The organism is Pseudomonas sp. MF6396, assembly GCF_002018915.1.
Classification (GTDB): Bacteria; Pseudomonadota; Gammaproteobacteria; order Pseudomonadales; family Pseudomonadaceae; genus Aquipseudomonas; species Aquipseudomonas palmensis.
Map to the genome: position 1 here is coordinate 19,038 of NZ_MVOK01000029.1, position 22,991 is coordinate 42,028.

At 62.8% G+C, this 22,991-nt stretch carries 18 protein-coding genes; 8 read left to right on the top strand and 10 right to left on the bottom strand.

Annotated features, from left to right (window positions below; all coding sequences use genetic code 11):
- Positions 1-96: 96 nt before the first annotated feature.
- The 3 genes from MF6396_RS28515 to betT all read right to left on the bottom strand — a co-directional run bounded on the left by MF6396_RS28515 (position 97) and on the right by betT (position 3,706).
- Positions 97-807, bottom strand: a complete 711-nt coding sequence (locus MF6396_RS28515) for a hypothetical protein (RefSeq protein WP_153046112.1) — start codon at positions 805-807, stop codon at positions 97-99.
- 145 nt (positions 808-952) lie between these two features.
- A complete protein-coding gene (locus MF6396_RS23505) occupies positions 953-1,273 on the bottom strand; it encodes a hypothetical protein (RefSeq protein WP_078481681.1) in 321 nt (106 codons plus the stop codon).
- A gap of 429 nt (positions 1,274-1,702) precedes the next feature.
- Entirely contained in the window at positions 1,703-3,706 is a 2,004-nt protein-coding gene (gene betT, locus MF6396_RS23510; RefSeq protein WP_078481682.1) for a choline BCCT transporter BetT, read from the bottom strand.
- 423 nt (positions 3,707-4,129) lie between these two features.
- On the opposite strand from betT, the gene betI reads away from it, so the two are divergent.
- The 6 genes from betI (at position 4,130) to selO (ending at position 14,905) form a co-directional block, all read left to right on the top strand.
- Positions 4,130-4,795, top strand: coding sequence for a transcriptional regulator BetI (betI, locus tag MF6396_RS23515; RefSeq protein ID WP_043860369.1), 666 nt, complete (start codon positions 4,130-4,132; stop codon positions 4,793-4,795).
- Positions 4,796-4,824: 29 nt separating this feature from the next.
- Complete coding sequence (gene betB / locus MF6396_RS23520) at positions 4,825-6,297, top strand: betaine-aldehyde dehydrogenase (RefSeq protein ID WP_043860370.1); 1,473 nt, start codon at positions 4,825-4,827, stop codon at positions 6,295-6,297.
- A gap of 81 nt (positions 6,298-6,378) precedes the next feature.
- Complete coding sequence (gene betA / locus MF6396_RS23525) at positions 6,379-8,076, top strand: choline dehydrogenase (RefSeq protein WP_043860371.1); 1,698 nt, start codon at positions 6,379-6,381, stop codon at positions 8,074-8,076.
- A 260-nt stretch (positions 8,077-8,336) separates the two neighbouring features.
- Entirely contained in the window at positions 8,337-10,079 is a 1,743-nt protein-coding gene (locus tag MF6396_RS23530; protein ID WP_043860372.1) for a potassium/proton antiporter, read from the top strand.
- Between the two features lie 36 nt (positions 10,080-10,115).
- On the top strand, positions 10,116-13,448 hold the full coding sequence (mscK, locus tag MF6396_RS23535; RefSeq protein ID WP_043860373.1) for a mechanosensitive channel MscK: 3,333 nt from the start codon (positions 10,116-10,118) through the stop codon (positions 13,446-13,448).
- Positions 13,445-14,905, top strand: a complete 1,461-nt coding sequence (gene selO / locus MF6396_RS23540) for a protein adenylyltransferase SelO (RefSeq protein ID WP_078481683.1) — start codon at positions 13,445-13,447, stop codon at positions 14,903-14,905. The genes mscK and selO overlap by 4 nt, the downstream gene beginning before the upstream one ends.
- 87 nt (positions 14,906-14,992) lie before the next feature.
- Here selO and MF6396_RS23545 read toward each other — a convergent pair whose 3' ends face one another.
- Positions 14,993-15,472 (bottom strand): DUF4265 domain-containing protein, encoded by a 480-nt coding sequence (locus MF6396_RS23545; protein ID WP_078481684.1) that lies wholly within the window; start codon positions 15,470-15,472, stop codon positions 14,993-14,995.
- Between the two features lie 155 nt (positions 15,473-15,627).
- Between MF6396_RS23545 and trxC the strand changes: the two genes are divergently transcribed.
- A complete protein-coding gene (trxC, locus tag MF6396_RS23550; RefSeq protein WP_054915555.1) occupies positions 15,628-16,062 on the top strand; it encodes a thioredoxin TrxC in 435 nt (144 codons plus the stop codon).
- Here trxC and MF6396_RS23555 read toward each other — a convergent pair.
- Positions 16,059-16,829, bottom strand: a complete 771-nt coding sequence (locus MF6396_RS23555) for a ParA family protein (RefSeq protein WP_043859929.1) — start codon at positions 16,827-16,829, stop codon at positions 16,059-16,061. The two genes, trxC and MF6396_RS23555, sit on opposite strands and share 4 nt — an antisense overlap.
- A gap of 66 nt (positions 16,830-16,895) precedes the next feature.
- The gene (locus MF6396_RS23560) at positions 16,896-17,795 is read right to left on the bottom strand and encodes a LysR family transcriptional regulator (protein WP_054915554.1); all 900 of its coding nucleotides are present in this window, start codon (positions 17,793-17,795) and stop codon (positions 16,896-16,898) included.
- A 143-nt stretch (positions 17,796-17,938) separates the two neighbouring features.
- Here MF6396_RS23560 and MF6396_RS23565 point away from each other — a divergent pair, with 143 nt between their 5' ends.
- Complete coding sequence (locus MF6396_RS23565; protein WP_420831976.1) at positions 17,939-19,180, top strand: MFS transporter; 1,242 nt, start codon at positions 17,939-17,941, stop codon at positions 19,178-19,180.
- 31 nt (positions 19,181-19,211) lie between these two features.
- Here the strand turns inward: MF6396_RS23565 and MF6396_RS23570 are convergent, their stop codons facing one another.
- From MF6396_RS23570 to MF6396_RS23585, 4 genes are all read right to left on the bottom strand, one after another.
- Positions 19,212-19,559, bottom strand: a complete 348-nt coding sequence (locus tag MF6396_RS23570) for a YgiW/YdeI family stress tolerance OB fold protein (RefSeq protein ID WP_043859932.1) — start codon at positions 19,557-19,559, stop codon at positions 19,212-19,214.
- 87 nt (positions 19,560-19,646) lie between these two features.
- On the bottom strand, positions 19,647-20,147 hold the full coding sequence (locus MF6396_RS23575) for a type II secretion system F family protein (RefSeq protein WP_078481686.1): 501 nt from the start codon (positions 20,145-20,147) through the stop codon (positions 19,647-19,649).
- A 147-nt stretch (positions 20,148-20,294) separates the two neighbouring features.
- Positions 20,295-21,359, bottom strand: a complete 1,065-nt coding sequence (gene hemE, locus MF6396_RS23580) for a uroporphyrinogen decarboxylase (RefSeq protein WP_043859934.1) — start codon at positions 21,357-21,359, stop codon at positions 20,295-20,297.
- A 180-nt stretch (positions 21,360-21,539) separates the two neighbouring features.
- The gene (locus MF6396_RS23585) at positions 21,540-22,958 is read right to left on the bottom strand and encodes an FAD-dependent oxidoreductase (RefSeq protein ID WP_043859935.1); all 1,419 of its coding nucleotides are present in this window, start codon (positions 22,956-22,958) and stop codon (positions 21,540-21,542) included.
- Positions 22,959-22,991 lie beyond the last annotated feature (33 nt).

Here is a 22,991-nt window from a genome sequence, read left to right on the forward strand (position 1 = left end):
ATGACAATTCAATACTTAGCCCGCTTCCGAAAACACTGCTTCCATAAAAACAGAGCTTATACACAAGACTCACACTTCTATTTTTATAGGGGCATATTAAAACCTCCTGCTATTTTTGCACAAAAAGCCAACTAACCTTGAAAATGCATAAGGATATTTACTTACCTCACGCCTACTGATAGCACAATCCAGCTCAAACAAATTCATGTATTTTTTTACGCTTCTTACTGAAACACCAGGAACACTACCAACTCTATCCAGACCACTTTCCACATTATCAATCAAGTATGCACCCCTGTTCTGGCGAAAACCAAATCTGACCACTATGTTTTCCTCAAACACAACAGCGCCCTCATCATTACCATCCCAGAAATAAAAACTTATATTATCGAGCGATCCGCCCCGTAAGTCTCGATAATCCCAATACGCTTTCAGCAGCGTGGTTAATCTAACCTTCGGCTCAACACCCAATCCAGTGCCGACAGATTCATCTGCAAAAAAATACAACTTGTGCATCAGACTAAGCCCAGTATTTCTATGAGGCACAATAATTTCTTTTTCGTAAGCGTGACAGTCTGACTTATCACCCACCAATTCATACCCGTAGTCCTCTAGGGTGGAGCGCTCCATATCAGGCAGCCCAAGAATCTCTAAATCCTCAAATGTTAATTTATCCAAAAAAATATTAAATATTTCGAAAAATGTAGCTCTCAACATTGTTTTCACCAAGAATTTAATAACAGGGTTCGTTCCAGCGGAGTGATGCCACGGCCCGGCGCGAAGAGGTAGAACTTTATTCACTGCCATACCGGTCATTCAGCATGGGCTGTCAGCTTGGAGCATAAGTACACGTCTCTGGCATCCGAAGGGGCCTTCTTGTAGAGGCCTAAACGCATACAATTACTTTAGAGCCAAAAAACACTTTATTTAAGTGCAACTTTAATTATCGACTTTAAAGTGCCTGTCCAACTTCAAAAATTGCCCACCCCCTCATTATTTGAAGCCCTTTTATTTTTAGTTTAATTTCCGACCCCTCTGATTTGACGCAGAAACCTAGCAAGGCGATTTTTTCTTCTATTTCGTCTACATGACTAAACAGCATAGCATTTGCCGCACTTTCAAGCTCTTTGAACAAATTCCGGTACCTCGAGAACTCTTTGACTGGAGAGAACCTTCCTTGCTTTTTGGGGTTGTCAACAACCTGCAATATGATCTGTCCCAAGCACTTATCATCTTCATCAAATAAGTAAAACAGCTCTTCAGTTATTGACATCTCGTTTCATCCCCCAGCGCATTTGATAGACCGACTAAATTTTAGTCACTAAATCCATCCCTTCCATCCAGATGAATAATTCTCGCATGATTGGGAAATTTATTCGTCGGATCACTGATTACATCGAATCCTGCAACCCTAATACTTTCTGCTGTTCCCAGTGCGACTGTACCCGCTGCACGTTTTAACCCGCTGGCCTTGGGAAAGGCAAAACCCGAAAAAGTGCGCAACTTCTTGCGCAGCACTGTGCAAGAAGTTGCGCAGTTGTTAAAAGTCGAGAATCGACTTTTTCGTGCTTCCTTGGTCGCCAGCCAGCAAACCTTTTAATTTATTTATCCTTCGTCAGCGCTGTAGAACGCCAACGCATCGCCAGCAAAAAAAAGGCCCTGCCGTCACCGGCAGGGCCCTTCTTCATTCAGCTATCTGCCATCAGCTGTACACACGCCCCAGCAACTGGCGATGACTCTCGAACTGATCCAGCACGTCGCGGGTGATCTGCTCGACGGTAAAGCCCATCAGGTCGTACTCCTGGCTGCCGTTGTGCAGGTACACCTCGGCCCGGTAGTAACGCTGGCGCACGTCGCCTTCACCCTGCGCCGGCGCTTCGCTCGGCGCCGCCAGGTAGCCGTCCAGGCTCACTTCGTAGACGAACGGGTTGCCCTCCTCCATCTCGATGCGCAAGCCCATCGCCTCGCGCGACTGGCCGACGCGGCTCTGCACCTGCAGGCCCATGCCCTGCAACTGCACCGCCGCCTCTTTCAGCGCCGGGCTCACCTGCTTGTCCATGAAGCGCTGCACCATCGCCTGGGTCGGCTGCAGGTCCAGCTGGGTGAGGCGCTCGCTGAAGCCGCGACGGCCACGCGCCGCCAGTTCGGCCTGCTCCTGCTCGACCTGGGTGTCCTGTTTCATGGCCTTGAACAGGCCGAACATGAACACCACCAGCACCACCGAGAACGGCAGCCCGGCCAGTACCACCATGGTCTGCATGGCCTGGAAGTTGCCCACCAGCAACAGCCCGATGGTCACCAGGGTAATGATCGCCGACCACAGGATACGCAGCCAGTGCGGCGCATCCTCGTCCACGTCGCCGCCCTTGCACGACAGGTTGGCCATCATCACCGCGCCCGAGTCAGCCGGAGTGAGGAACAGCACGAAGCCGACGAACACCGCCACACCAACCACGATCTTGGCCGCCGGGAAGTGCTCCAGCAGCTGGTAGATCGACATCGCCGGTTGTTCCACCGCCGTGCGCCCAAGCTCCACCGCACCGTGGTTGATCACCAGGTCCAGCGCGGTGTTGCCGAAGATCGACAGCCACGCCAGGGTAAAGCCCAACGGAATCAGCAGCACGCCGGCCACCAGCTCGCGCACGGTGCGGCCACGGGAGATACGCGCGATGAACATGCCCACGAACGGGGCCCAGGAAATCCACCAGGCCCAGTAGAACAGGGTCCACAGGCCCAGCCAGCCTTCGGACCTGGCGTTGTTGCCTTCGTACACGTAGAGGTCGAAGGTCTTGAGGATCACGCCGTTGAGGTAGTCGCCGATGTTCTGCACGAAACCGTTGAGCAGGTGCAGGGTGTCACCGAACAGCAGCACGAACAGCAGCAGGCCGCTGAACAGCAGGATGTTCAGGTTGGACAGGCGGCGAATGCCGTTCTCCACGCCCGACACCGCCGCGATCGTGGCCACGGTGCTCATCACCAGGATCACCATCAGCAGGTTGGTGTTGCTGTGCTGCATGCCGAACAGGTACTCCCGTCCCGAGGACACCTGCATCGCACCGATGCCCAGGTTGGTCACCAGGCCCAGCAGGGTCACGAACATGCCGAAGATGTCCACGGTGTGCCCGGCAGCCCCCTTGACCCAGCGCTCACCCACCAGCGGGTACAGCGCCGAACGCAAGGCCAGTGGCTGGTTGTGGCGATAGGCGAAGTAGGCCACGGCCAGGCCCACCAGCGCATAGATCGCCCAGCCGTGCAGGCCCCAGTGCAGGAAGGTCAGCTGCATGCCCTGGCGTGCGGCCTCCAGGCTGGCCGGCGCACCGGCAGGCGGGTTGAAGTAGTGGTCCAGCGGTTCGGACGCGCCAAAGTACAGCAGCGAGATACCGATACCGGAGGAGAACAGCATGCCGGCCCAGGCACCGTAGCTGAAGTCGGGCTTGTCGTCCTTGCCGCCAAGCTTGAGCTTGCCGTAGGAGGAAAACGCCAGCCCGATGACGAACAGCAGGTAGCCGCCGATCACCAGCATGTAGTACCAGCCGAAGCTGCGCGACAGCCAGGCTTGGGCCTGGCCGAGAATTTGACCGGCCGTGTCCGGGGCGGCGATCAGCAAGGCAGTCAACAACAGGATCAGCAGCGCGGTGGTGTAGAACACCACGCTGTTGACCCGGACCCTCTCGGCAGGGGTCTTTATCAGGGAGGCAGAACTCATTGCACAGATGCTCCAGGCAGTGCGAGAGAAAACACGAAACGACCCGTCACCCGCGCAATTGGTGCAATAGCCCCACTGCGTCAGGTGTTATAAAAGCACCTTGAAAAACCGTGATCCCAAACCGATTGCGTTGAAAAAAACAGAAAAAGGGTCCCGATCCGAGGGCCCGCCGAACGGTGCGACACCGCTGGGCAATTCTGATCAACGTTTCGTTTAAACCCGTGCACGCCTTGCATTACGGGGGTTACACGTCTTTTTAGGGTGCCAATCGGCGTCAGTGACGGGCCACAAAAACCTGTCAATGGCGCGAATTGTCGCAGAGCTTATTCTTTGTTGATTGAACGTTCAATCAAAACAAAATAGACTGGTCTTCGCCGAGTCAGCCGCCTGTCGTCTGCCCGAAGGCCTGAGGAGATTTGCCAGATGCCCAAGGTCGGTATGCAACCCATTCGCCGCCAGCAGTTGATCGAAGCCACGTTGATGGCGGTAGACCAGGTCGGCATGGGGGACGCCAGCATTGCGCTGATCGCCCGTTTGGCCGGTGTGTCGAACGGCATCATCAGTCACTACTTCCAGGACAAGAACGGCCTGATCGCAGCGACCATGCGGTACTTGATGAACGTGCTGATCGACAACGTCGCGGCACGTCGCCAGGCGCTCACGGAGGACACCCCGCGCGCCCACCTGAAGGTGATCGTCGAGGGCAACTTCGACGCCAGTCAGGTCAACGGCCCGGCAATGAAAACCTGGTTGGCCTTCTGGGCCGCCAGCATGCACCAGCCGTCTTTGCACCGGTTGCAGCGGATCAACGATCACCGCTTGTATTCCAACCTGTGCTGCCAGTTCCGCCGTGTGTTGCCGCTGCCCGAAGCCCGCAGCGCGGCCCGCGGGCTGGCTGCCCTGATCGACGGGCTGTGGCTGCGCGGCGCGCTGTCGGGAGATGCCTTCGATACCGACCAGGCGCAGCAGATCGCTTACGAATACATGGATTCACAACTGGCTAAACAGAGCAGCCCGGCTCTACAGGACCCGGCCTCTGAACCACTGCGCGTCGCGAGTGCCAAACAAGCAGGAGCACAGCGCGGATAGCCGACACACACTGCACTTGCGAGGACACTATGGCCCGTTTCGAAACGCAAAAACTCTACATTGACGGTGGTTATGTCGACGCTTCCAGCGGCGCCACCTTCGACGCCATCAACCCGGCCAACGGCGAAGTCCTCGCCCAGGTGCAACGTGCCAACCAGGCCGACGTGGAGCGCGCAGTGGAAAGCGCCGAGCGTGGCCAGAAAGTCTGGGCGGCCATGACCGCCATGCAGCGTTCGCGCATCCTGCGCCGCGCCGTCGACATCCTGCGCGAGCGCAACGACGAGCTGGCTGCACTGGAAACCCTGGACACCGGCAAGTCCTACTCCGAAACCCGCTACGTCGACATCGTCACCGGTGCCGACGTGCTCGAATACTACGCAGGCCTGGTGCCGGCCATCGAAGGCGAGCAGATCCCGCTGCGCGACAGCTCGTTCGTGTACACCCGTCGCGAGCCGCTGGGCGTGACCGTGGGTATCGGCGCCTGGAACTACCCGATCCAGATCGCCCTGTGGAAATCCGCCCCGGCCCTGGCCGCCGGCAACGCGATGATCTTCAAGCCCTCGGAAGTCACCTCGCTGACCACCCTGAAACTGGCCGAGATCTACACCGAGGCCGGCCTGCCGGACGGCGTGTTCAACGTACTGACCGGCAGCGGCCGCGACGTCGGCACCTACCTCACCGAACACCCGCGCATCGAGAAGGTCTCGTTCACCGGCGGCACCGCCACCGGCAAGAAGGTCATGGCCAGCGCCTCGAGCTCCTCGCTCAAGGAAGTCACCATGGAGCTGGGCGGCAAGTCGCCGCTGATCATCTGTGAAGACGCCGACCTGGACCGCGCCGCCGACATCGCGATGATGGCCAACTTCTACAGCTCGGGCCAGGTGTGCACCAACGGCACCCGCGTGTTCATCCCGGCCTCGCTCAAAGCCGCCTTCGAAGCCAAGATCGCCGAGCGCGTGGCGCGCATCCGCATCGGCAACCCGCAGGACGAGAACACCAACTTCGGCCCGCTGGTCAGCTTCGCCCACATGGAAAGCGTGCTGGGCTACATCGCCAAGGGCAAGCAAGAAGGTGCCCGCGTGCTGTGTGGCGGCGAGCGCCTGACCGACGGCGAGTTCGCCAAGGGCGCCTTCGTGGCCCCGACCGTCTTCACCGACTGCCGTGACGACATGACCATCGTCAAGGAAGAGATCTTCGGCCCGGTGATGAGCATCCTCTCCTACGAGACCGAAGAAGAAGTCATCCGTCGCGCCAACGACACCGACTACGGCCTGGCCGCCGGTGTCTGCACCAACGACATCAGCCGCGCGCACCGCATCATCCATCAGCTGGAAGCGGGCATCTGCTGGATCAACGCCTGGGGCGAATCGCCGGCCGAGATGCCGGTCGGTGGCTACAAGCAATCCGGTGTCGGCCGTGAAAACGGTGTCAGCTCGCTGGCCCAGTACACGCGGATCAAGTCGGTACAGGTCGAGCTGGGCAACTACGCCTCGGTGTTCTAAGCACCCGTGTAGCCGCGCCCGGGCCGCCAGGTCCGGGCGCCTCCCCCGCTCCCCTGCTCACTGCCTATGAGGGTACGCAACATGTCCCACGTTTTTGACTACATCATCGTCGGGGCCGGCTCGGCCGGTAACACCCTGGCGACCCGCCTGACCGAAGACGAAGGCGTCACCGTATTGCTGCTGGAAGCCGGCGGCCCGGACTACCGCTTCGACTTCCGCACCCAGATGCCGGCCGCACTGGCCTTCCCGTTGCAGGGCCGACGCTACAACTGGGCCTACGAGACCGACCCGGAGCCGCACATGGACGGCCGCCGCATGGAATGTGGCCGCGGCAAGGGCCTGGGCGGCTCCTCGCTGATCAACGGCATGTGCTACATCCGCGGCAACGCCATGGACTACGACGGCTGGGCCAAGCTGCCAGGCCTGGAAGACTGGTCTTACCTAGACTGCCTGCCGTACTTCCGCAAGGCCGAAACCCGTGACATCGGCCCCAACGACTACCATGGCGGCGAAGGCCCGGTGAGCGTCACCACGCCAAAAGCCGGCAACAACCCCCTGTTCCACGCCATGGTCGAAGCCGGCGTGCAGGCCGGTTACCCGCGCACCGAAGACCTGAACGGCTACCAGCAGGAAGGCTTCGGCCCGATGGACCGCACCGTGACGCCCAAGGGCCGTCGCGCCAGCACCGCCCGCGGCTACCTGGACACCGCCAAGAAACGCTCGACCCTGACCATCGTCACCCATGCCCTGAGCGACCGCGTGCTGTTCGAAGGCAAGCGCGCCGTGGGCGTGACCTACCTGGTGGGCGCCAGCGAAGAGCGCGTCGAAGCCCGTGCCCGCAAGGAAGTCATCGTGTGCAGCGGCGCCATCGCCTCGCCACAGTTGCTGCAGCGCTCCGGCGTGGGCCCGGCGGCCCTGCTCGAAAGCCTGAACATCCCTGTGGTGCACGACCTGCCGGGCGTGGGCGAGAACCTGCAGGATCACCTCGAACTGTACCTGCAGTACGCCTGCACCCAGCCGGTGTCGCTGTACCCGTCGCTGCTCTGGTACAACCAGCCGGCCATCGGTGCACAGTGGCTGTTCGCGGGCACCGGCATCGGCGCCAGCAACCAGTTCGAGGCCGGCGGCTTCATCCGCTCGCGCCCGGAATTCGAATGGCCGAACATCCAGTACCACTTCCTGCCGGTGGCGATCAATTACAACGGCAGCAACGGCGTGCAGGAACACGGCTTCCAGGCGCACATGGGCTCGATGCGTTCGCCTAGCCGCGGGCGTATCCAGCTCAAGTCCAAGGACCCGCGCCAGCACCCGAGCATCCTGTTCAACTACATGGCCACCGAGCAGGACTGGCAGGAGTTCCGTGACGGTATCCGCCTGACCCGCGAGATCATGGCGCAGCCGGCGCTGGACGCCTACCGTGGCCGCGAGATCAGCCCCGGTGCCGACGTGCAGACCGACGAGCAGCTGGACACATTCATCCGCGAGCACGCCGAGACCGCGTTCCACCCATCGTGCTCGTGCAAGATGGGCATCGACGAGATGGCGGTGGTCGACGGCCAGGGCCGCGTGCATGGCATGCAGGGCCTGCGCGTGGTGGATGCCTCGATCATGCCGATCATCACCACCGGCAACCTGAACGCGCCGACGATCATGATGGCCGAGAAGATCGCCGACAAGATCCGTGGCCGCCAGCCATTGCCGCGTAGCACGGCCAAGTACTATGTGGCCAATGGTGCACCGGTGAAGGGCAAGCCGATGCGTGAGGTGCCGCAGGCTTAAGACCCTGCTACCCCCATCGCGGGTCAAGCCCGCTCCCACAGAGACCAATGTGATCCTTGTGGGAGCGGGCTTGACCCGCGATGGGGACGGCACATTCACAGCAGATCAAGCACCCCTGCGGTGCTTTTTTTGTGCCCGCGATAATCGCTTTACAGCCCGCCAACCTCACAGGTTAGAATCCTTGGCACGCGACCTGCTAGCTGAAGTCAGGCAAAAAGCAAGTCGCGCCTCTTTCTGCAATCCCCCCTGGAGTACTGCCTTTGGATGCGTCCACCATCAATAGCCTGTTCTTGATCGGCGCATTGCTGGTAGGTGCAAGTATCCTGGTCAGTTCACTCTCCTCGCGCCTGGGCATCCCGATCCTGGTGATCATCCTGGCAGTGGGCATGGTTGCCGGCGTCGACGGCGGCGGCATCATCTTCAACAACTACCCGACCGCCTACCTGGTGGGCAACCTGGCACTGGCCGTGATCCTGCTCGACGGCGGCCTGCGCACCCGCGTCTCGAGTTTCCGCGTGGCCCTGTGGCCGGCGCTGTCGCTGGCCACGGTGGGGGTGATGATCACCACCGGCCTCACCGGCCTGGCCGCCGCCTGGCTGTTCGACCTGAGCTTGATGCAGGGCCTGCTGATCGGCGCCATCGTCGGCTCCACCGACGCCGCCGCGGTGTTCTCGCTGCTGGGCGGCAAGGGCCTCAACGAGCGGGTGACGGCAACCCTGGAAATCGAGTCGGGCAGCAACGACCCGATGGCGGTGTTCCTCACCGTGACCCTGATCGAGATGATCGCCAGCGGCCAGAACGGCCTGCACTGGGGCCTGCTCGGCCACCTGGTGCGCGAATTCGGCATCGGCAGCCTGCTGGGCCTGGGCGGCGGCTGGCTGATGCTGCAGCTGGTCAACCGCATGAACCTGGCCGGCGGCCTGTACCCGATCCTGGTGATCAGCGGCGGCCTGGTGGTGTTCGCGCTCACCAACGCCCTGCACGGCAGCGGTTTCCTGGCCGTGTACCTGTGCGGCCTGGTGCTGGGCAACCGGCCGATCCGCAGCCGCCACGGCATCCTGCACATGCTCGACGGCATGGCCTGGCTGGCCCAGATCGGCATGTTCCTGGTGCTGGGCCTGCTGGTCACGCCCCACGACCTGCTACCCATCGCGCTGCCGGCCCTGGGCCTGGCGCTGTGGATGATCCTGTTCGCGCGGCCGCTGTCGGTGATGATCGGCCTGCTGCCATTCAAGGCCTTCCATGGCCGCGAAAAGGTGTTCATCTCGTGGGTCGGCCTGCGCGGCGCGGTGCCGATCATCCTTGCGGTGTTCCCGCTGATGGCCGGGCTGCCGCATGCCCAGCTGTACTTCAACCTGGCCTTCTTCATCGTACTGGTGTCGCTGCTGGTGCAGGGCACCAGCCTGCCGTGGGTGGCGCGCCTGCTCAAGGTGACCGTGCCGCCCGACCCGGCGCCGATCTCGCGCTCGGCCCTGGAAGTGCACATCACCAGTGAGTGGGAGCTGTTCGTGTATCGCCTGGGTGCGGAGAAGTGGTGCATCGGTGCCGCCCTGCGCGAGCTGAAAATGCCCGAAGGCACGCGTATCGCTGCCCTGTTTCGCGGCCAGCAACTGCTCCATCCGTCGGGAAGTACCACCCTCGAAGTCGGCGACCTGCTGTGCGTGATCGGCCACGAACACAACCTGCCGGCGCTGGGCAAGCTGTTCAGCCAGGCGCCGCAACGCGGCCTGGACCTGCGTTTCTTCGGCGACTTCGTGCTCGAAGGTGACGCAGAACTGGGGGCTGTAGCGGCGTTGTACGGTTTGCAGCTCGACGGCCAGGACCCGCACCAGCCGCTGGCGCACTTCATCGAGCAGAAGGTCGGCGGTGCACCGGTGGTGGGCGACCAGATCGAATGGAACAACACCCTGTGGACCGTTGCGCTGATGGAAGGGAACAAGATCCTCAAAGTGGGTATCAAATTCCCCGAAGGTTCTCGACCCGGCCCCGGGTTGTTCCTTTAAACTTCGATTCTCTGCCCGGTTCTACGACGTCTGCCTATGTCCCTGCGCACTGTTGTTAGCGCAGCCCTGCTCGGGCTGTGCCTGTCCCTCTCCTTCGCCCAGGCGGCGGAACCCCCCACCACGGCAAGCGTCCAGCACAGCCTGGACAAGATCGCCGAGCGCAAGCTGCCGGAGGCCGACCAGAAGGCCCTGCAGCAAGTGCTGGAGCAGACCCTTGGCCTGCTGGCCTCGCGCGACGACTACGACAAGCGCCTGGCCGCGCTCAAGCAGCAACTGGCCGACGCCCCGCGCCAGACCAGCGAAAACCAGCGCGAGCTGACCCGGCTCAAGGACACCAAGACCCTGCCCGTGGCGCAGCGCTACGCCAGCATGGGCGTGCCGCAGCTGGAGCAGTTGCTGTCCGAGCGCACCACCCAGCAGGGCGAGCTGCAGAAAGCGCTGTCCGAAGCCAACAGCCTGATCATCAACTCCCAGACCCGCCCCGAGCGCGCCCAGGCCGAGATCAGCAGCAACCAGACCCGCACCCAGCAGATCAACAGCATCCTCAAGCTGGGCAAGGACAACGGCAAGAGCCTCTCGGCCGACCAGCGCAACCAGCTCAATGCCGAACTCGCCTCGCTCAACGCGCTGACCCTGCTGCGCCGCCAGGAACTGGCCGGCAACAGCCTGCTGCAAGACCTGGGCAACAGCCAGCACGACCTGCTGATCGAGCGCGCCACACGCCTTGAGCAGGAGATCCAGGACCTGCAGACGCTGATCAACCAGAAGCGCCTGGCGCAGTCGCAGCAGACCGTCACCGAACAGTCCATCGAGGCACAGAAGGCCGGCGGCAGCAGCGTGCTGGCCACCGAAAGCGCCACCAACCTGAAGCTGTCCGACTACCTGCTGCGCAGCACCGACCGCCTCAACGAGCTGACCCAGCAGAACCTGCAGACCAAGCAGCAGCTCGACAGCCTGACCCAGGCCGACCAGGCACTGGACGAACAGATCAGCGTGCTCAAGGGCAGCCTGTTGCTGTCCAAGATCCTCTACAAGCAGAAGCAGGCCCTGCCGCACCTGAAGGTCGATCGCGACCTGGCCGACCAGATTGCCGACATTCGCCTGTACCAGTTCGAGGTCAACCAGCAGCGCGAGCAGATCAGCAGCCCCAGCAGCTACGTCGACAAGCTGCTGGCCACCCAGCCGCCCGACAGCGTCACCCCACAGTTGCGCAAGGCCCTGCTGGAGGTGGCAATCACCCGCAGCGATTTGCTGGAGCGGCTCAACCGCGAGCTGAGCGCCCTGCTCAACGAATCCATCACCCTGCAACTGAACCAGAAGCAGCTGCTGAGCACCGCACAGAACCTGCGCGGCACCCTCGACGAACAGATGTTCTGGATCCCCAGCAACAAGCCGCTGGACTTCGAGTGGCTGCGCAGCGTGCCCGAACGCCTGCAAAAGCAGGTGGTGAGCCTGCCGTGGGGGTCGGGCATCAACGAACTGGCCGACGGCCTGACGCAGCGCCCGCTGCTGTTCCTGCCGCTGCTGTTGCTGATCGGCGCCCTGCTGTGGCGGCGCAAGTACCTGTATGCGCGGCTGAACAAGGTTCACCAGGATGTGGGCCACTTCAAGCGTGACAGCCAGTGGCACACGCCCCAGGCCATTCTGATCAATATCCTGCTGGCGATGCCGCTGAGCCTGGGCCTGGCGCTGTGCGGCTATGCGCTGCAGATCGACGCCCGCGGCCAGAACGCCAACCTGGGCGCCGCGCTGTGGCAGATCGCCCAGGCCTGGCTGGTGTTCTACACCGCCTACCGGATTCTGGCGCCCGGCGGCGTGGCCGAGCTGCACTTTCGCTGGGAGAAGGCCCAGGTCGAGTTCCTGCGCGGCTGGATCCGCCGCCTGGGCAGCGTGGTACTGGCGCTGGTCGGCGTGGTGGCGGTGGCCGAGCACCAGCCCTCGGCGCTGGCCGACGACGTGCTCGGCATCGGTGTGGTACTGACCTGTTACGCACTGATGGCCTGGCTGCTCAGCCGCCTGCTGCTGAGCAGCCCCGCGCACCGCAATACCTCGCTGTTTCGCAAGGCCGTGGGCGTGGCGTTCACGGCGCTTCCGGTGGCGCTGTTCATTGCCGTGTGCTTTGGCTACTACTACACCGCACTCAAGCTCACCGACCGCCTGATCGACACCCTGTACCTGCTGATGTTCTGGCTGGTGATCGAGGCAGCCTTCGTGCGCGGCCTGGCCGTGGCCGCCCGGCGCCTGGCCTACCAGCGCGCACTGAGCAAGCGCCAGGCCACCAAGGAAGGGCTCGATGGCGAGGTGATCGTCGAGGAGCCGACCCTGGACATCGAGCAGGTCAACCAGCAGTCGCTGCGCCTGATCCGTCTGGCCCTGCTGGGCGGCTTCATCGCCGCGCTGTACTGGGTGTGGGCCGACCTGATCAGCGTGTTCGCCTACCTCGACAACATCACCCTGTACGAGTACACCAGCGGCACCGGCGCGGCCATGAGCATGGTGCCGATCAGCCTGGGCGACCTGCTCGGGGCACTGGTGATCATCGGCATCACCTTCGCCCTGGCCGGCAACCTGCCGGGGCTGCTCGAGGTGCTTGTGCTGTCACGCCTGAACCTGGCCCAGGGCAGCGCGTATGCGACCACCACGTTGCTGTCGTACGTGATTGCCGGGGTGGGCTTCGTCACCACGCTGTCGACCCTCGGCGTCAGCTGGGACAAGCTGCAATGGCTGGTGGCGGCGCTGTCGGTGGGCCTGGGCTTCGGCATGCAGGAGATCTTCGCCAACTTCATCTCCGGCATCATGATCCTGTTCGAGCGCCCGGTGCGCATCGGCGACACCATCACCATCGGCAACCTGTCGGGCACGGTGAGCAAGATCCGCATCCGCGCCACCACCATCACCGACTTCGACCGCAAGGACATCATCGTCCCCAACAAGACCTTCATCACCGGCCAGTTGATCAACTGGTCGCTGACCGACACCATCACCCGCGTCACCCTCAAGCTGGGCGTGGACTACGGCTCGGACCTGGACCTGGTACGCACCCTGCTGCTGCAGGCAGCCAACGAGAACCCGCGGGTGCTCAAGGAGCCGGCACCGATCGTGTACTTCCTGAACTTCGGCGAGAGTACCCTGGACCACGAACTGCGCATGCACGTGCGTGACCTGGGCGACCGCAACCCGGTACTCGACGAGATCAACCGCTACATCAACAAGGAATTCAAGCGCCAGCACATCAACATCTCGTTCCGCCAGATGGAGGTGTACCTGAAGAACATGCAGGGCCAGGAGTACAAGATGGTACCGGTCGAAGCGCCGAACAAGACCGTGCTGCCCGAGCCCCCCACCGATGCGCCAGGAGATGGCCGTTGAAATCCCTCGACGAACTGACCTTCGACAACCGCTTCGCCCGCCTGGGCGATGCGTTCTCCACCCACGTGCTGCCCGAGCCGATTGCCGAGCCGCGCCTGGTCGTGGCCAGCGACGCGGCCATGGCACTGCTCGACCTGGACCCTACCGAGGCGCATTCCCCGGTGTTCGCCGAGCTGTTCAGCGGACACAAGCTGTGGGCCGAGGCCGAGCCGCGGGCGATGGTGTATTCGGGGCATCAGTTCGGTTCGTACAACCCGCGCCTGGGTGACGGTCGCGGGCTGTTGCTGGGCGAGGTGTACAACGATGCCGGCGAGCACTGGGACCTGCACCTCAAGGGTGCCGGGCAGACGCCGTATTCACGTATGGGCGATGGCCGTGCGGTGCTGCGCTCGTCGATCCGCGAGTTCCTCGCCTCCGAGGCCCTGCACGCGCTGGGCATCCCCAGCAGCCGCGCGCTGTGCGTGATCGGCTCGAGCACGCCGGTGTGGCGCGAAACCCAAGAGCGCGCGGCGATGGTGCTGCGCCTGGCGCCCAGCCATGTGCGCTTTGGCCACTTCGAATACTTCTACTACACCCGCCAACCCGAGCAGCAGCGCGAGCTGGCCGAGCACGTGCTCAACCTGCACTTTGCCGAGTGCCGCGAGCAGCCCGAGCCGTACCTGGCGATGTTCCGTACCATCGTCGAACGCAATGCCGAGCTGATTGCGCGCTGGCAGGCCTATGGTTTCTGCCACGGGGTGATGAACACCGACAACATGTCGATCCTGGGCATCACCTTCGACTTCGGGCCGTTTGCCTTCCTCGACGACTTCGATGCCGGCTTCATCTGCAACCATTCCGACGACCAGGGGCGCTACAGCTTCAGCAACCAGGTGCCGATCGCACACTGGAACCTGAGCGCGCTGGCCCAGGCGCTGACGCCGTTCATCAGCGTCGAGGCGCTGAAGGAAACGCTGGGGCTGTTCCTGCCGTTGTACCAGGCCCATTACCTGGACCTGATGCGTCGACGCCTGGGGCTGACCGAGGCGCGCGATGACGATTCGGCGCTGGTCGAGCGCTTGCTGGGGCTGATGAACAAGGGCGCTGTGGACTACACGCTGTTCTTCCGCAAGCTGGGTGATCAGCCGGCGGCGCAGGCCGTGCGGGTGGTGCGCGACGATTTCGTCGACCTGGCCGGGTTCGATGCCTGGGCAGTGGAGTACCTGGCGCGCCTGGACCAGGAGCCGGGCAATGCCGAAGGCCGGCGCGCGCGGATGCACGCGGTGAACCCGCTGTACATTCTGCGCAACTACCTGGCGCAGCGTGCCATCGAGGCGGCTGAAGGCGGGGATTACGAGGAAGTGCGACGCCTGCACCAGGTGCTGACACGGCCGTTCGAGGAACAGCCGGGGATGCAGGCCTATGCCGAACGCCCACCCGAGTGGGGCAAGCATCTGGAGATCAGTTGTTCATCCTGATGGGCCGGGGTTGACCGATTCGCCAGCAAGGCTGGCTCCTACAGGTTAGCGCCGTCCGTAGGAGCCAGCCTTGCTGGCGAAAAGACATCAGACCCACCAGTTCAGCAACGTCTCATCCTCGTCGTCATCGAGGTTCTGGTAGATGTTGGCGTAATACCACTGCACCCCCGTCGCCTCCCGAAACCGGTCGAACACCGGGCGAATCGCCTCGAACCCATTGCTCGCCGGCACTGCCAGCGTCAGGTTGCCTTTGTAGCGACCGTCCAGCGTGCCGCCCAGCAACGTCTGCACCTCGCTTTCCAGCGTATCGACGGCATCCTGGGGCAGCTCGTTGGCGTAGACATGGATGCAAAAATTGCCACCCCTGCGCACTACCTCGACATGCTGATCGGGGATGGCCGTGCAGATGATGTCGCCGCGCGCCATGTTCAGCGCCAGCCCCGGCGACGACAGCAGTTCATAGGTATGTTCGCCCACTTCGCGCACCGGCACGCTTTCGAACACCGGCTCGCCGTTCTTCTTTCTGTCGACGAATACGCGAATGTGCGGTGAATGCTGGCAATCCATCGGTCTGTCCCTGGCCTGTTCAGAAAGGCCGCATGCTAAACCATTACAGCCTCTTCGCCAGCATCGCTGGCTTATCTGGCAGGCTATGGCATCTTGCAATCCATCCTCATCACCTCCAGATACCCAACATCACCTGACGCATCCGGACTCCCACCATGACCGACCCCCTCCACATCCCCTGCCCCCACTGCAACGGCCTCAACCGCATCCCCGCCGCACGCCTGAGGGACGCACCCAAGTGCGGGCGCTGCAAGGGTGAGGTGCTGTTGCACAAGCCATTCGAATTGAAACAGGGCGACTACGCCAGCCAGATCAAGGGCGACCTGCCATTGCTGATCGATGTGTGGGCCGACTGGTGCGGGCCCTGCAAGGCGTTCGGCCCGGTCTTCGAACAGGCCGCCGGCCAACTGGCCGGACGCTGCCGCCTGGCCAAGCTCGACAGCGAAGCCAATCAGCAACTGGCCGGGCAACTGGGCATACGCTCCATTCCCAGCCTGATCCTGTTCAAGAACGGCCGCGAAGTGGCGCGCCAGAGCGGCGCCTTCCCACTCCAGCAACTGCTGGAATGGCTGCGCAGCCAGGGGGTCTAGGCGTTTTCCAGCAGCGTATGCAGTTCGACGAACTGCTGGGTCAGCTTGTGCCGCGGTTCCAGGTGAATCAGCGGCAGGCTGGCCTGGTGGGACTCACGCATCTTCACCGAGCTGTTGAGGTACACCGGCAGCACCGGCAAGCCTTCGGCAATCAGTTCGTCGAGCATCTGCTGCGGCAGGCTGGCGCGCGCCTGGAACTGGTTGACCACGATGCCCTCGACTTCCAGGCCCTCGTTGTGGTCTTCCTTGAGCTCTTCGATCTCGGCCAGCAGGCCGTACAGCGCCTGACGCGAGAAGCTGTCGCAGTCGAAGGGGATCAATACGCGATCAGCGGCGATCAACGCTGAAACCGCATAGAAGTTCAGCGCAGGCGGGGTGTCCAGGTAGATGCGGTCGTAATCGTCGGAGAGCTCGTCCAGCAGCTTTCGCAGTTTGTTGATCTTGTGCTTGGCCTCGAGCTTGGGCTGCAGGTCGGCCAGCTCTGCCGTGGCGGTCACCACATGCAGGTTGTCGAACGGGGTTTCATAGATGTCGACCTTGTTCTTCTTGGCGAAGGGCCCCGAGGACAGGGTCTGCTTGAAGAAGTCGGCAATGCCCATGGGAATGTCCTCGCCGGTCAGGCCGGTGAGGTACTGGGTCGAGTTGGCCTGGGCGTCCAGGTCGATCAACAGGGTTCGATAGCCTTCGTTGGCACTGACGGCCGCCAGGTTGCAGGCAATGCTCGACTTGCCCACGCCACCTTTCTGATTGAACACCACGCGCCGCATGAACAGACCTCCATGTGAAAGGAACTACCGAGTATGTGAGGGTTGCGCCGGTTTAGCCAGTGCCTTTCAGCCCTGCGTCTGGGCCTGGCGGATCAACAGTTCGGTGAACGCCCGGGCCATCGCCGACACGTCCTCGCGCCGCTGCGCCAGCCATACCGCTGTCACCGCGTCGGCGTCGAGCAAGGTGCGGTACACCACCCCGTCGATGCGCATGCGCTTGAACGACGCCGGCAGCACCGACACCCCAAGCCCCGCCGATACCAGGCCGATGATGGTCATGGCCTCGCCTGCCTCCTGGGCAAAGTGCGGGCTGAAGCCGGCCGAGCGCGCCAGGCTGAGCAACTGCGCGTGCAGGCCGCTGCCGTAGCTGCGCGGGAAGAACACGAACGGCTCCTGGGCCAGGGCCGCCAGCGGCAGGCCCTGCTCGTTGCCCTGGGCCAGCGGGTGCGCGGCGTTGAGCACCGCCACCAGCGGCTCACGGAACAGTTCGGTGATCACCACGCCATCGGGCACGCTCATCGGGCGCATCAGGCCGACCTCGATGGACTCGTCGAGCAAGGCATCCACCACATCGCGGCTGCTCATTTCCTTGAGGTTCAGGTGCACCGCCGGGAAGCGCTGGCGAAACGCATTGATGGCCTTGGGGATGCTGGAGTTGAACGGCGCCGAGGAGGTGAAGCCGATCTTCATCTCACCCAGCTCGCCGAGCTGGGCACGCCGCGCCACGTCGGCGGCCTTGTCGACCTGCGCCAGCACCTGGCGCGCCTCGTCGAGAAACAGCCGGCCGGCTTCGCTGAGTGCCACCCGTCGGTTGGTACGCTCGAACAGGCGTGCACCCAGCTCCTGCTCCAGGGCCTGGATCTGCTGGCTCAGCGGCGGTTGAGAGATGCCCAGTTGCTGTGCGGCACGGCCAAAATGCAGCTCTTCGGCCACGGCGATGAAGTAGCGAAGGTGGCGCAGTTCCATGGCAACTCCAATAGGTCGTAAAACCTCTTAAACAGGTCGAACAATATATTGGAAAAGATCAATAGCCAGCTATATGCTTTTTTCACTGCCTGCGAGGCCGTGCCCCTTTCGAGGTCCCCGTGAAAACTGCTGTTGCCCATGAGCTGCCCCCTGCCCCGGCGAACACCGCCGCCCCCCTGAACGAAAGCTGGATCGAGAAAGGCACCCCTGCGTTCATGCGCACGGTGCTGGCATTGTTCTGTGGCGGCTTTGCCACCTTCGCCCTGCTGTACTGCGTGCAGCCGATGATGCCGCTGCTGTCCCACGAGTTCTCCATCAATGCCGCCCAGAGCAGCCTGGTGCTGTCGGTGTCGACCGGCCTGCTGGCGTTCGGGCTGCTGGTGACCGGGCCGATTTCCGACCGCGTCGGGCGCAAGCCGGTGATGGTGTTCGCCCTGTTCTGCGCCGCGCTGTGCACCATCGCCAGCGCATTGATGCCCAGCTGGCACGGCGTGCTGGCCATGCGTGCCCTGGTGGGCCTGTCGCTGAGCGGGCTGGCGGCGGTGGCCATGACCTACCTGAGCGAAGAGATTCATCCGCAGCACATCGGCCTGGCCATGGGGCTGTACATCGGCGGCAACGCCATCGGCGGCATGAGCGGGCGCCTGATCACCGGGGTACTGATCGACTTCGTCAGCTGGCACACCGCGATGCTGGTGATCGGCGGCCTGGCACTGGTCGCGGCGGCGGTGTTCTGGAGGATCCTGCCCGAGTCGCGCAACTTCAGTGCACGCTCGATGAACCCGCGCAGCCTGCTGAACGGCTTCACCCAGCACTTTCGCGACGCCGGGCTGCCGTGGCTGTTTCTGGAAGCGTTTCTGCTGATGGGCGCCTTCGTCACGCTGTTCAACTACATCGGCTACCGGCTGCTCGCCGAGCCGTACCACATGAGCCAGGCGCTGGTGGGGCTGCTGTCGGTGGTGTACCTGGCCGGCATCTACAGCTCGGCGCAGATCGGCGCACTGTCGGACAAGCTGGGGCGGCGCAAGGTGTTCTGGATGAGCATCCTGCTGATGTTCGGTGGGTTGCTGCTGACGCTGTTCTCGCCCCTGGTGCTGGTGATCGTCGGCATGCTGGTGTTCACCTTCGGCTTCTTTGGCGCGCATTCGGTGGCCAGCAGCTGGATCGGCCGGCGTGCGCTCACGGCCAAGGGGCAGGCCTCTTCGCTGTACCTTTTCAGCTACTACGCGGGGTCGAGCGTGGCGGGCACGGCAGGCGGGGTGTTCTGGCATTACGGTGGGTGGAACGGCATCGGGCTGTTCATCGGCAGCCTGCTGGTGATCGCACTGCTGGTGGCGTTGCACCTGAGCAAGCTGCCGGCGCTGCCGGGGAATGTGAAGGGCTGATACCCCTCGCCGGCAAGGCCGGCGAAGCTGTTCAGTTGATGATTTCGACCAGGTCGACATCGATCTCGCGGGACATCAGGTTCTTCTCGACCTCACCGGTCAGCTTGACCTTGGTCTTGTCGTTGAAGGCCACCGCCGGCAAGTCTTCGTTGTCGATCTCGACGGTGATGGTGCCGCTGGCATCCTTGAATTCGTACTTGTCGTCGTTGTTGAGCTTCTTGACCACAAAGCCCTGCAGTACCACCGGAGTGTCGTCGGCGGCGTCGTTGGCTGCCGCGACCGTGGTGACCGGCTGGGCGCCAGGGCCGGTGTAGCCGGCGGCCATCGCGCCAGTGGTGAACAGCGGGGCAAGCAGCAGAGCCAGGTAACGAGTTTTCATGGTGGGCATTCCGTTTCAAGTGGGGATGCGCTCAGGTTAATCCCCACGCCTGAACTGAAGCTTAATGCGCGATGGTGGGAAACCCGATCAGGCCAGCAACGCGGTGAGGCTCAGAATCGGCATAAGGATGGCCAGCCCGATGAACAGCATCACACCGCCCGTCATCGCCAGCATCAATGGCTCAAACAGGCCCAGGGCTCGTTCAACCCTTACGCCCGACAGCAAACCGTGCCACCTCAGGCGACGCCGCAGTGCATGCAACGCGAGCCGTGCGAACACGCCGGCGACGACCAGCACACCGGCAAACGGCAGCGCGAAGCGCTGCCCGCTCTCGTTCATCGCCATCGAAACGCGGATCGTGGCCGGCAACGCTTGCTGGTGATGGGCGAATATCTGCACGATATCAGGGATCACGACACCCAGCAGGAACGCGAAGATGGCCAGCACGGCGCACATCAGTATCGCCGGATACAGCAACGCCAGGCGGATGCCCTGACGCGTCAGTTGCTGGTTGTCACCGTACTCGGCAAGCCGTTGGCAGGTTGCCGCCAGCAGGGGATGCTGTACTGCGCAGGTATCCTTGGGCACGGGTTCCTTCCTTGAATGGCACGGCTGTGCATCGAGGTCGGAATGGTAAGGGAGGGGGCTTGGACGGGCAGTAGGACGGATCGGCGGGGGAGCGTGAAAAGTCAGTGGCGGGGCCGCGATACGCGGCACCCGCCAGGCAGTTGCCCGTTACTGGTGGTACTGCGCCGACAGTTCGTGCACGGCGTGGATGAAGGCACCGGCATGTTCCGGATCGACTTCCGGGGTGATGCCATGGCCCAGGTTGAACACGTGGCCGGTACCGTGGCCATAGCTGGCCAGGATACGCCCGACTTCGGCGCGGATGGCCTCGGGCTTGGCGTAGAGCACGGTCGGGTCCATGTTGCCCTGCAGGGCCACCTTGCTGCCCACGCGCTGGCGCGCCTCACCGATGTCGCAGGTCCAGTCCAGGCCCAGGGCGTCGGCGCCGGCATCAGCAATGCTTTCCAGCCACAGGCCGCCGTTCTTGGTGAACAGGATCACCGGCACCTTGCGCCCTTCGTGCTCGCGGATCAGGCCGCTGACGATCTTGCGCATGTAGGCCAGGGAGAACTCCTGGTACGCCGCCGCCGACAGGTTGCCACCCCAGGTGTCGAAGATCTGCACGGCCTGTGCGCCGGCCAGGATCTGCCCGTTGAGGTAGCTGACCACCGACTGGGCGAGCTTGTCGAGCAGCAGGTGCATGGCCTGCGGGTTGTCGTAGAGCATGGCCTTGGTCTTGCGAAAGTCCTTGGACGAGCCGCCTTCGACCATGTAGGTGGCCAGGGTCCACGGGCTGCCGGAGAAGCCGATCAGCGGCACACGGCCGTTGAGCTCGCGGCGGATGGTGCTGACCGCATCCATCACGTAGCCCAGGTCCTTTTGCGGGTCGGGGATCGGCAGCGCCTCGATGTCGGCCAGGGTGCTGATGACTTTCTTGAAGCGCGGGCCTTCGCCGGTTTCGAAATACAGGCCCTGGCCCATGGCATCAGGGATGGTCAGGATGTCCGAGAACAGGATCGCGGCGTCCAGCGGGTAGCGGTCCAGCGGCTGCATCGTGACCTCGCAGGCGAACTGCGGGTTCATGCACAGGCTCATGAAGTCACCGGCCTTGGCGCGGCTGGCGCGGTACTCCGGCAGGTAGCGGCCGGCCTGGCGCATCATCCACACCGGGGTGACGTCTACGGGTTGCTTGAGCAGGGCGCGCAGAAAACGATCGTTCTTCAAGGCAGTCATGTCGGCATCCGGAAAAAAAGTGGGGGCATTTTCTCAGACACCAACGTAAAAGGCACGGTATGAACCGTGCCTTTTGTCTATCGACCTGTGGTAGGTCAATAGATTTAGTTAAAAGCTTCGCCGGCAAGGCCGGCTCCTACAGGTTTGGCAGGAGCCAGCCTTGCTGGCGAAGAGGCCCGATCAGACCTCCAGATAGTCCAGGATCCCCTCGGCGGCATTGCGCCCCTCGAAGATAGCCGTCACCACCAGGTCCGAACCGCGCACCATGTCGCCACCGGCAAACACCTTGGGGTTGCTGGTCTGGTGCTTGAAGCGGTTCTGCTCCGGCGCCACCACACGGCCCTGGCTGTCGGTCTGGATGCTGAACTGCTCGAACCACGGCGCAGGGCTGGGGCGGAAACCGAAGGCGATGACCACAGCGTCCGCCGGGATGATTTCTTCGGAACCCGGAATCGGCTCGGGGCTGCGACGGCCACGGGCATCCGGCTCGCCGAGACGGGTCTCGACCACCTTCACGCCCTCGACCTTGTCTTCACCCACGATCGCGATCGGCTGGCGGTTGTAGAGGAACTTCACGCCCTCCTCCTTGGCGTTCTTCACCTCCTTGCGCGAGCCGGGCATGTTCGCCTCGTCACGCCGGTAGGCACAGGTCACGGCCTTGGCGCCCTGGCGGATGGAGGTGCGGTTGCAGTCCATCGCGGTGTCGCCACCGCCCAGCACCACGACCTTCTTGTCCTTCATGTCGACGAAGTCTTGCGGGGACTTTTCAAAGCCCAGGTTGCGGTTGACGTTGGCGATCAGAAAATCCAGCGCGTCGTGCACACCCGGCAGGTCCTCGCCAGGGAAGCCACCCTTCATGTAGGTGTAGGTGCCCATGCCCATGAACACCGCATCGAATTCCTCGAGCAACTGGTCCATGGTGACGTCCTTGCCCACCTCGGTGTTCAGGCGGAACTCGATGCCCATGCCGGTGAAGACTTCGCGGCGGTTGCTGAGCACGGTCTTTTCCAGCTTGAACTCGGGGATGCCGAAGGTCAGCAGGCCGCCGATCTCGGGGTTCTTGTCGAACACCACCGGGGTTACCCCGCCGCGCACCAGCACGTCGGCACAACCCAGGCCCGCAGGGCCGGCACCGATCACCGCGACGCGCTTGCCGGTGGGCACCACCTTGGACATATCCGGGCGCCAGCCCATGGCGAAGGCGGTGTCGGTGATGTACTTCTCCACCGAGCCGATGGTCACCGCGCCGAAGCCGTCGTTGAGGGTACAGGCACCCTCGCACAGGCGGTCCTGCGGGCACACCCGGCCGCACACTTCGGGCAGGGTGTTGGTCTGGTGCGACAGTTCCGCAGCGGCGAGGATGTTGCCCTCCGACACCAGCTTGAGCCAGTTGGGAATGAAGTTGTGCACCGGGCACTTCCATTCGCAGTACGGGTTGCCACAGCCCAGGCAGCGGTGGGCCTGTTCGGCCGACTGCTGGGGTTTGAAGGGCTCGTAGATTTCCACGAACTCTTTCTTGCGTTGACGCAACAGTTTCTTCTTCGGATCCTTGCGCCCGACCTCGATGAACTGGAAGTCATTACTCAGACGTTCAGCCATGTTCAAAACCTCATCAAACTCTTCAGGCGCATA

Bases quoted from the DNA above. Each gene is read 5' to 3' on its own strand.
- MF6396_RS28515 (WP_153046112.1), bottom strand. From the start codon at position 807: ATGGCAGTGAATAAAGTTCTACCTCTTCGCGCCGGGCCGTGGCATCAC.
- MF6396_RS23505 (WP_078481681.1), bottom strand. From the start codon at position 1,273: ATGTCAATAACTGAAGAGCTGTTTTACTTATTTGATGAAGATGATAAG.
- betT (WP_078481682.1), bottom strand. From the start codon at position 3,706: ATGAGTTCTGCCTCCCTGATAAAGACCCCTGCCGAGAGGGTCCGGGTC.
- betI (WP_043860369.1), top strand. From the start codon at position 4,130: ATGCCCAAGGTCGGTATGCAACCCATTCGCCGCCAGCAGTTGATCGAA.
- betB (WP_043860370.1), top strand. From the start codon at position 4,825: ATGGCCCGTTTCGAAACGCAAAAACTCTACATTGACGGTGGTTATGTC.
- betA (WP_043860371.1), top strand. From the start codon at position 6,379: ATGTCCCACGTTTTTGACTACATCATCGTCGGGGCCGGCTCGGCCGGT.
- mscK (WP_043860373.1), top strand. From the start codon at position 10,116: ATGTCCCTGCGCACTGTTGTTAGCGCAGCCCTGCTCGGGCTGTGCCTG.
- MF6396_RS23545 (WP_078481684.1), bottom strand. From the start codon at position 15,472: ATGGATTGCCAGCATTCACCGCACATTCGCGTATTCGTCGACAGAAAG.
- trxC (WP_054915555.1), top strand. From the start codon at position 15,628: ATGACCGACCCCCTCCACATCCCCTGCCCCCACTGCAACGGCCTCAAC.
- MF6396_RS23555 (WP_043859929.1), bottom strand. From the start codon at position 16,829: ATGCGGCGCGTGGTGTTCAATCAGAAAGGTGGCGTGGGCAAGTCGAGC.
- MF6396_RS23560 (WP_054915554.1), bottom strand. From the start codon at position 17,795: ATGGAACTGCGCCACCTTCGCTACTTCATCGCCGTGGCCGAAGAGCTG.
- MF6396_RS23570 (WP_043859932.1), bottom strand. From the start codon at position 19,559: ATGAAAACTCGTTACCTGGCTCTGCTGCTTGCCCCGCTGTTCACCACT.
- hemE (WP_043859934.1), bottom strand. From the start codon at position 21,359: ATGACTGCCTTGAAGAACGATCGTTTTCTGCGCGCCCTGCTCAAGCAA.
- MF6396_RS23585 (WP_043859935.1), bottom strand. From the start codon at position 22,958: ATGGCTGAACGTCTGAGTAATGACTTCCAGTTCATCGAGGTCGGGCGC.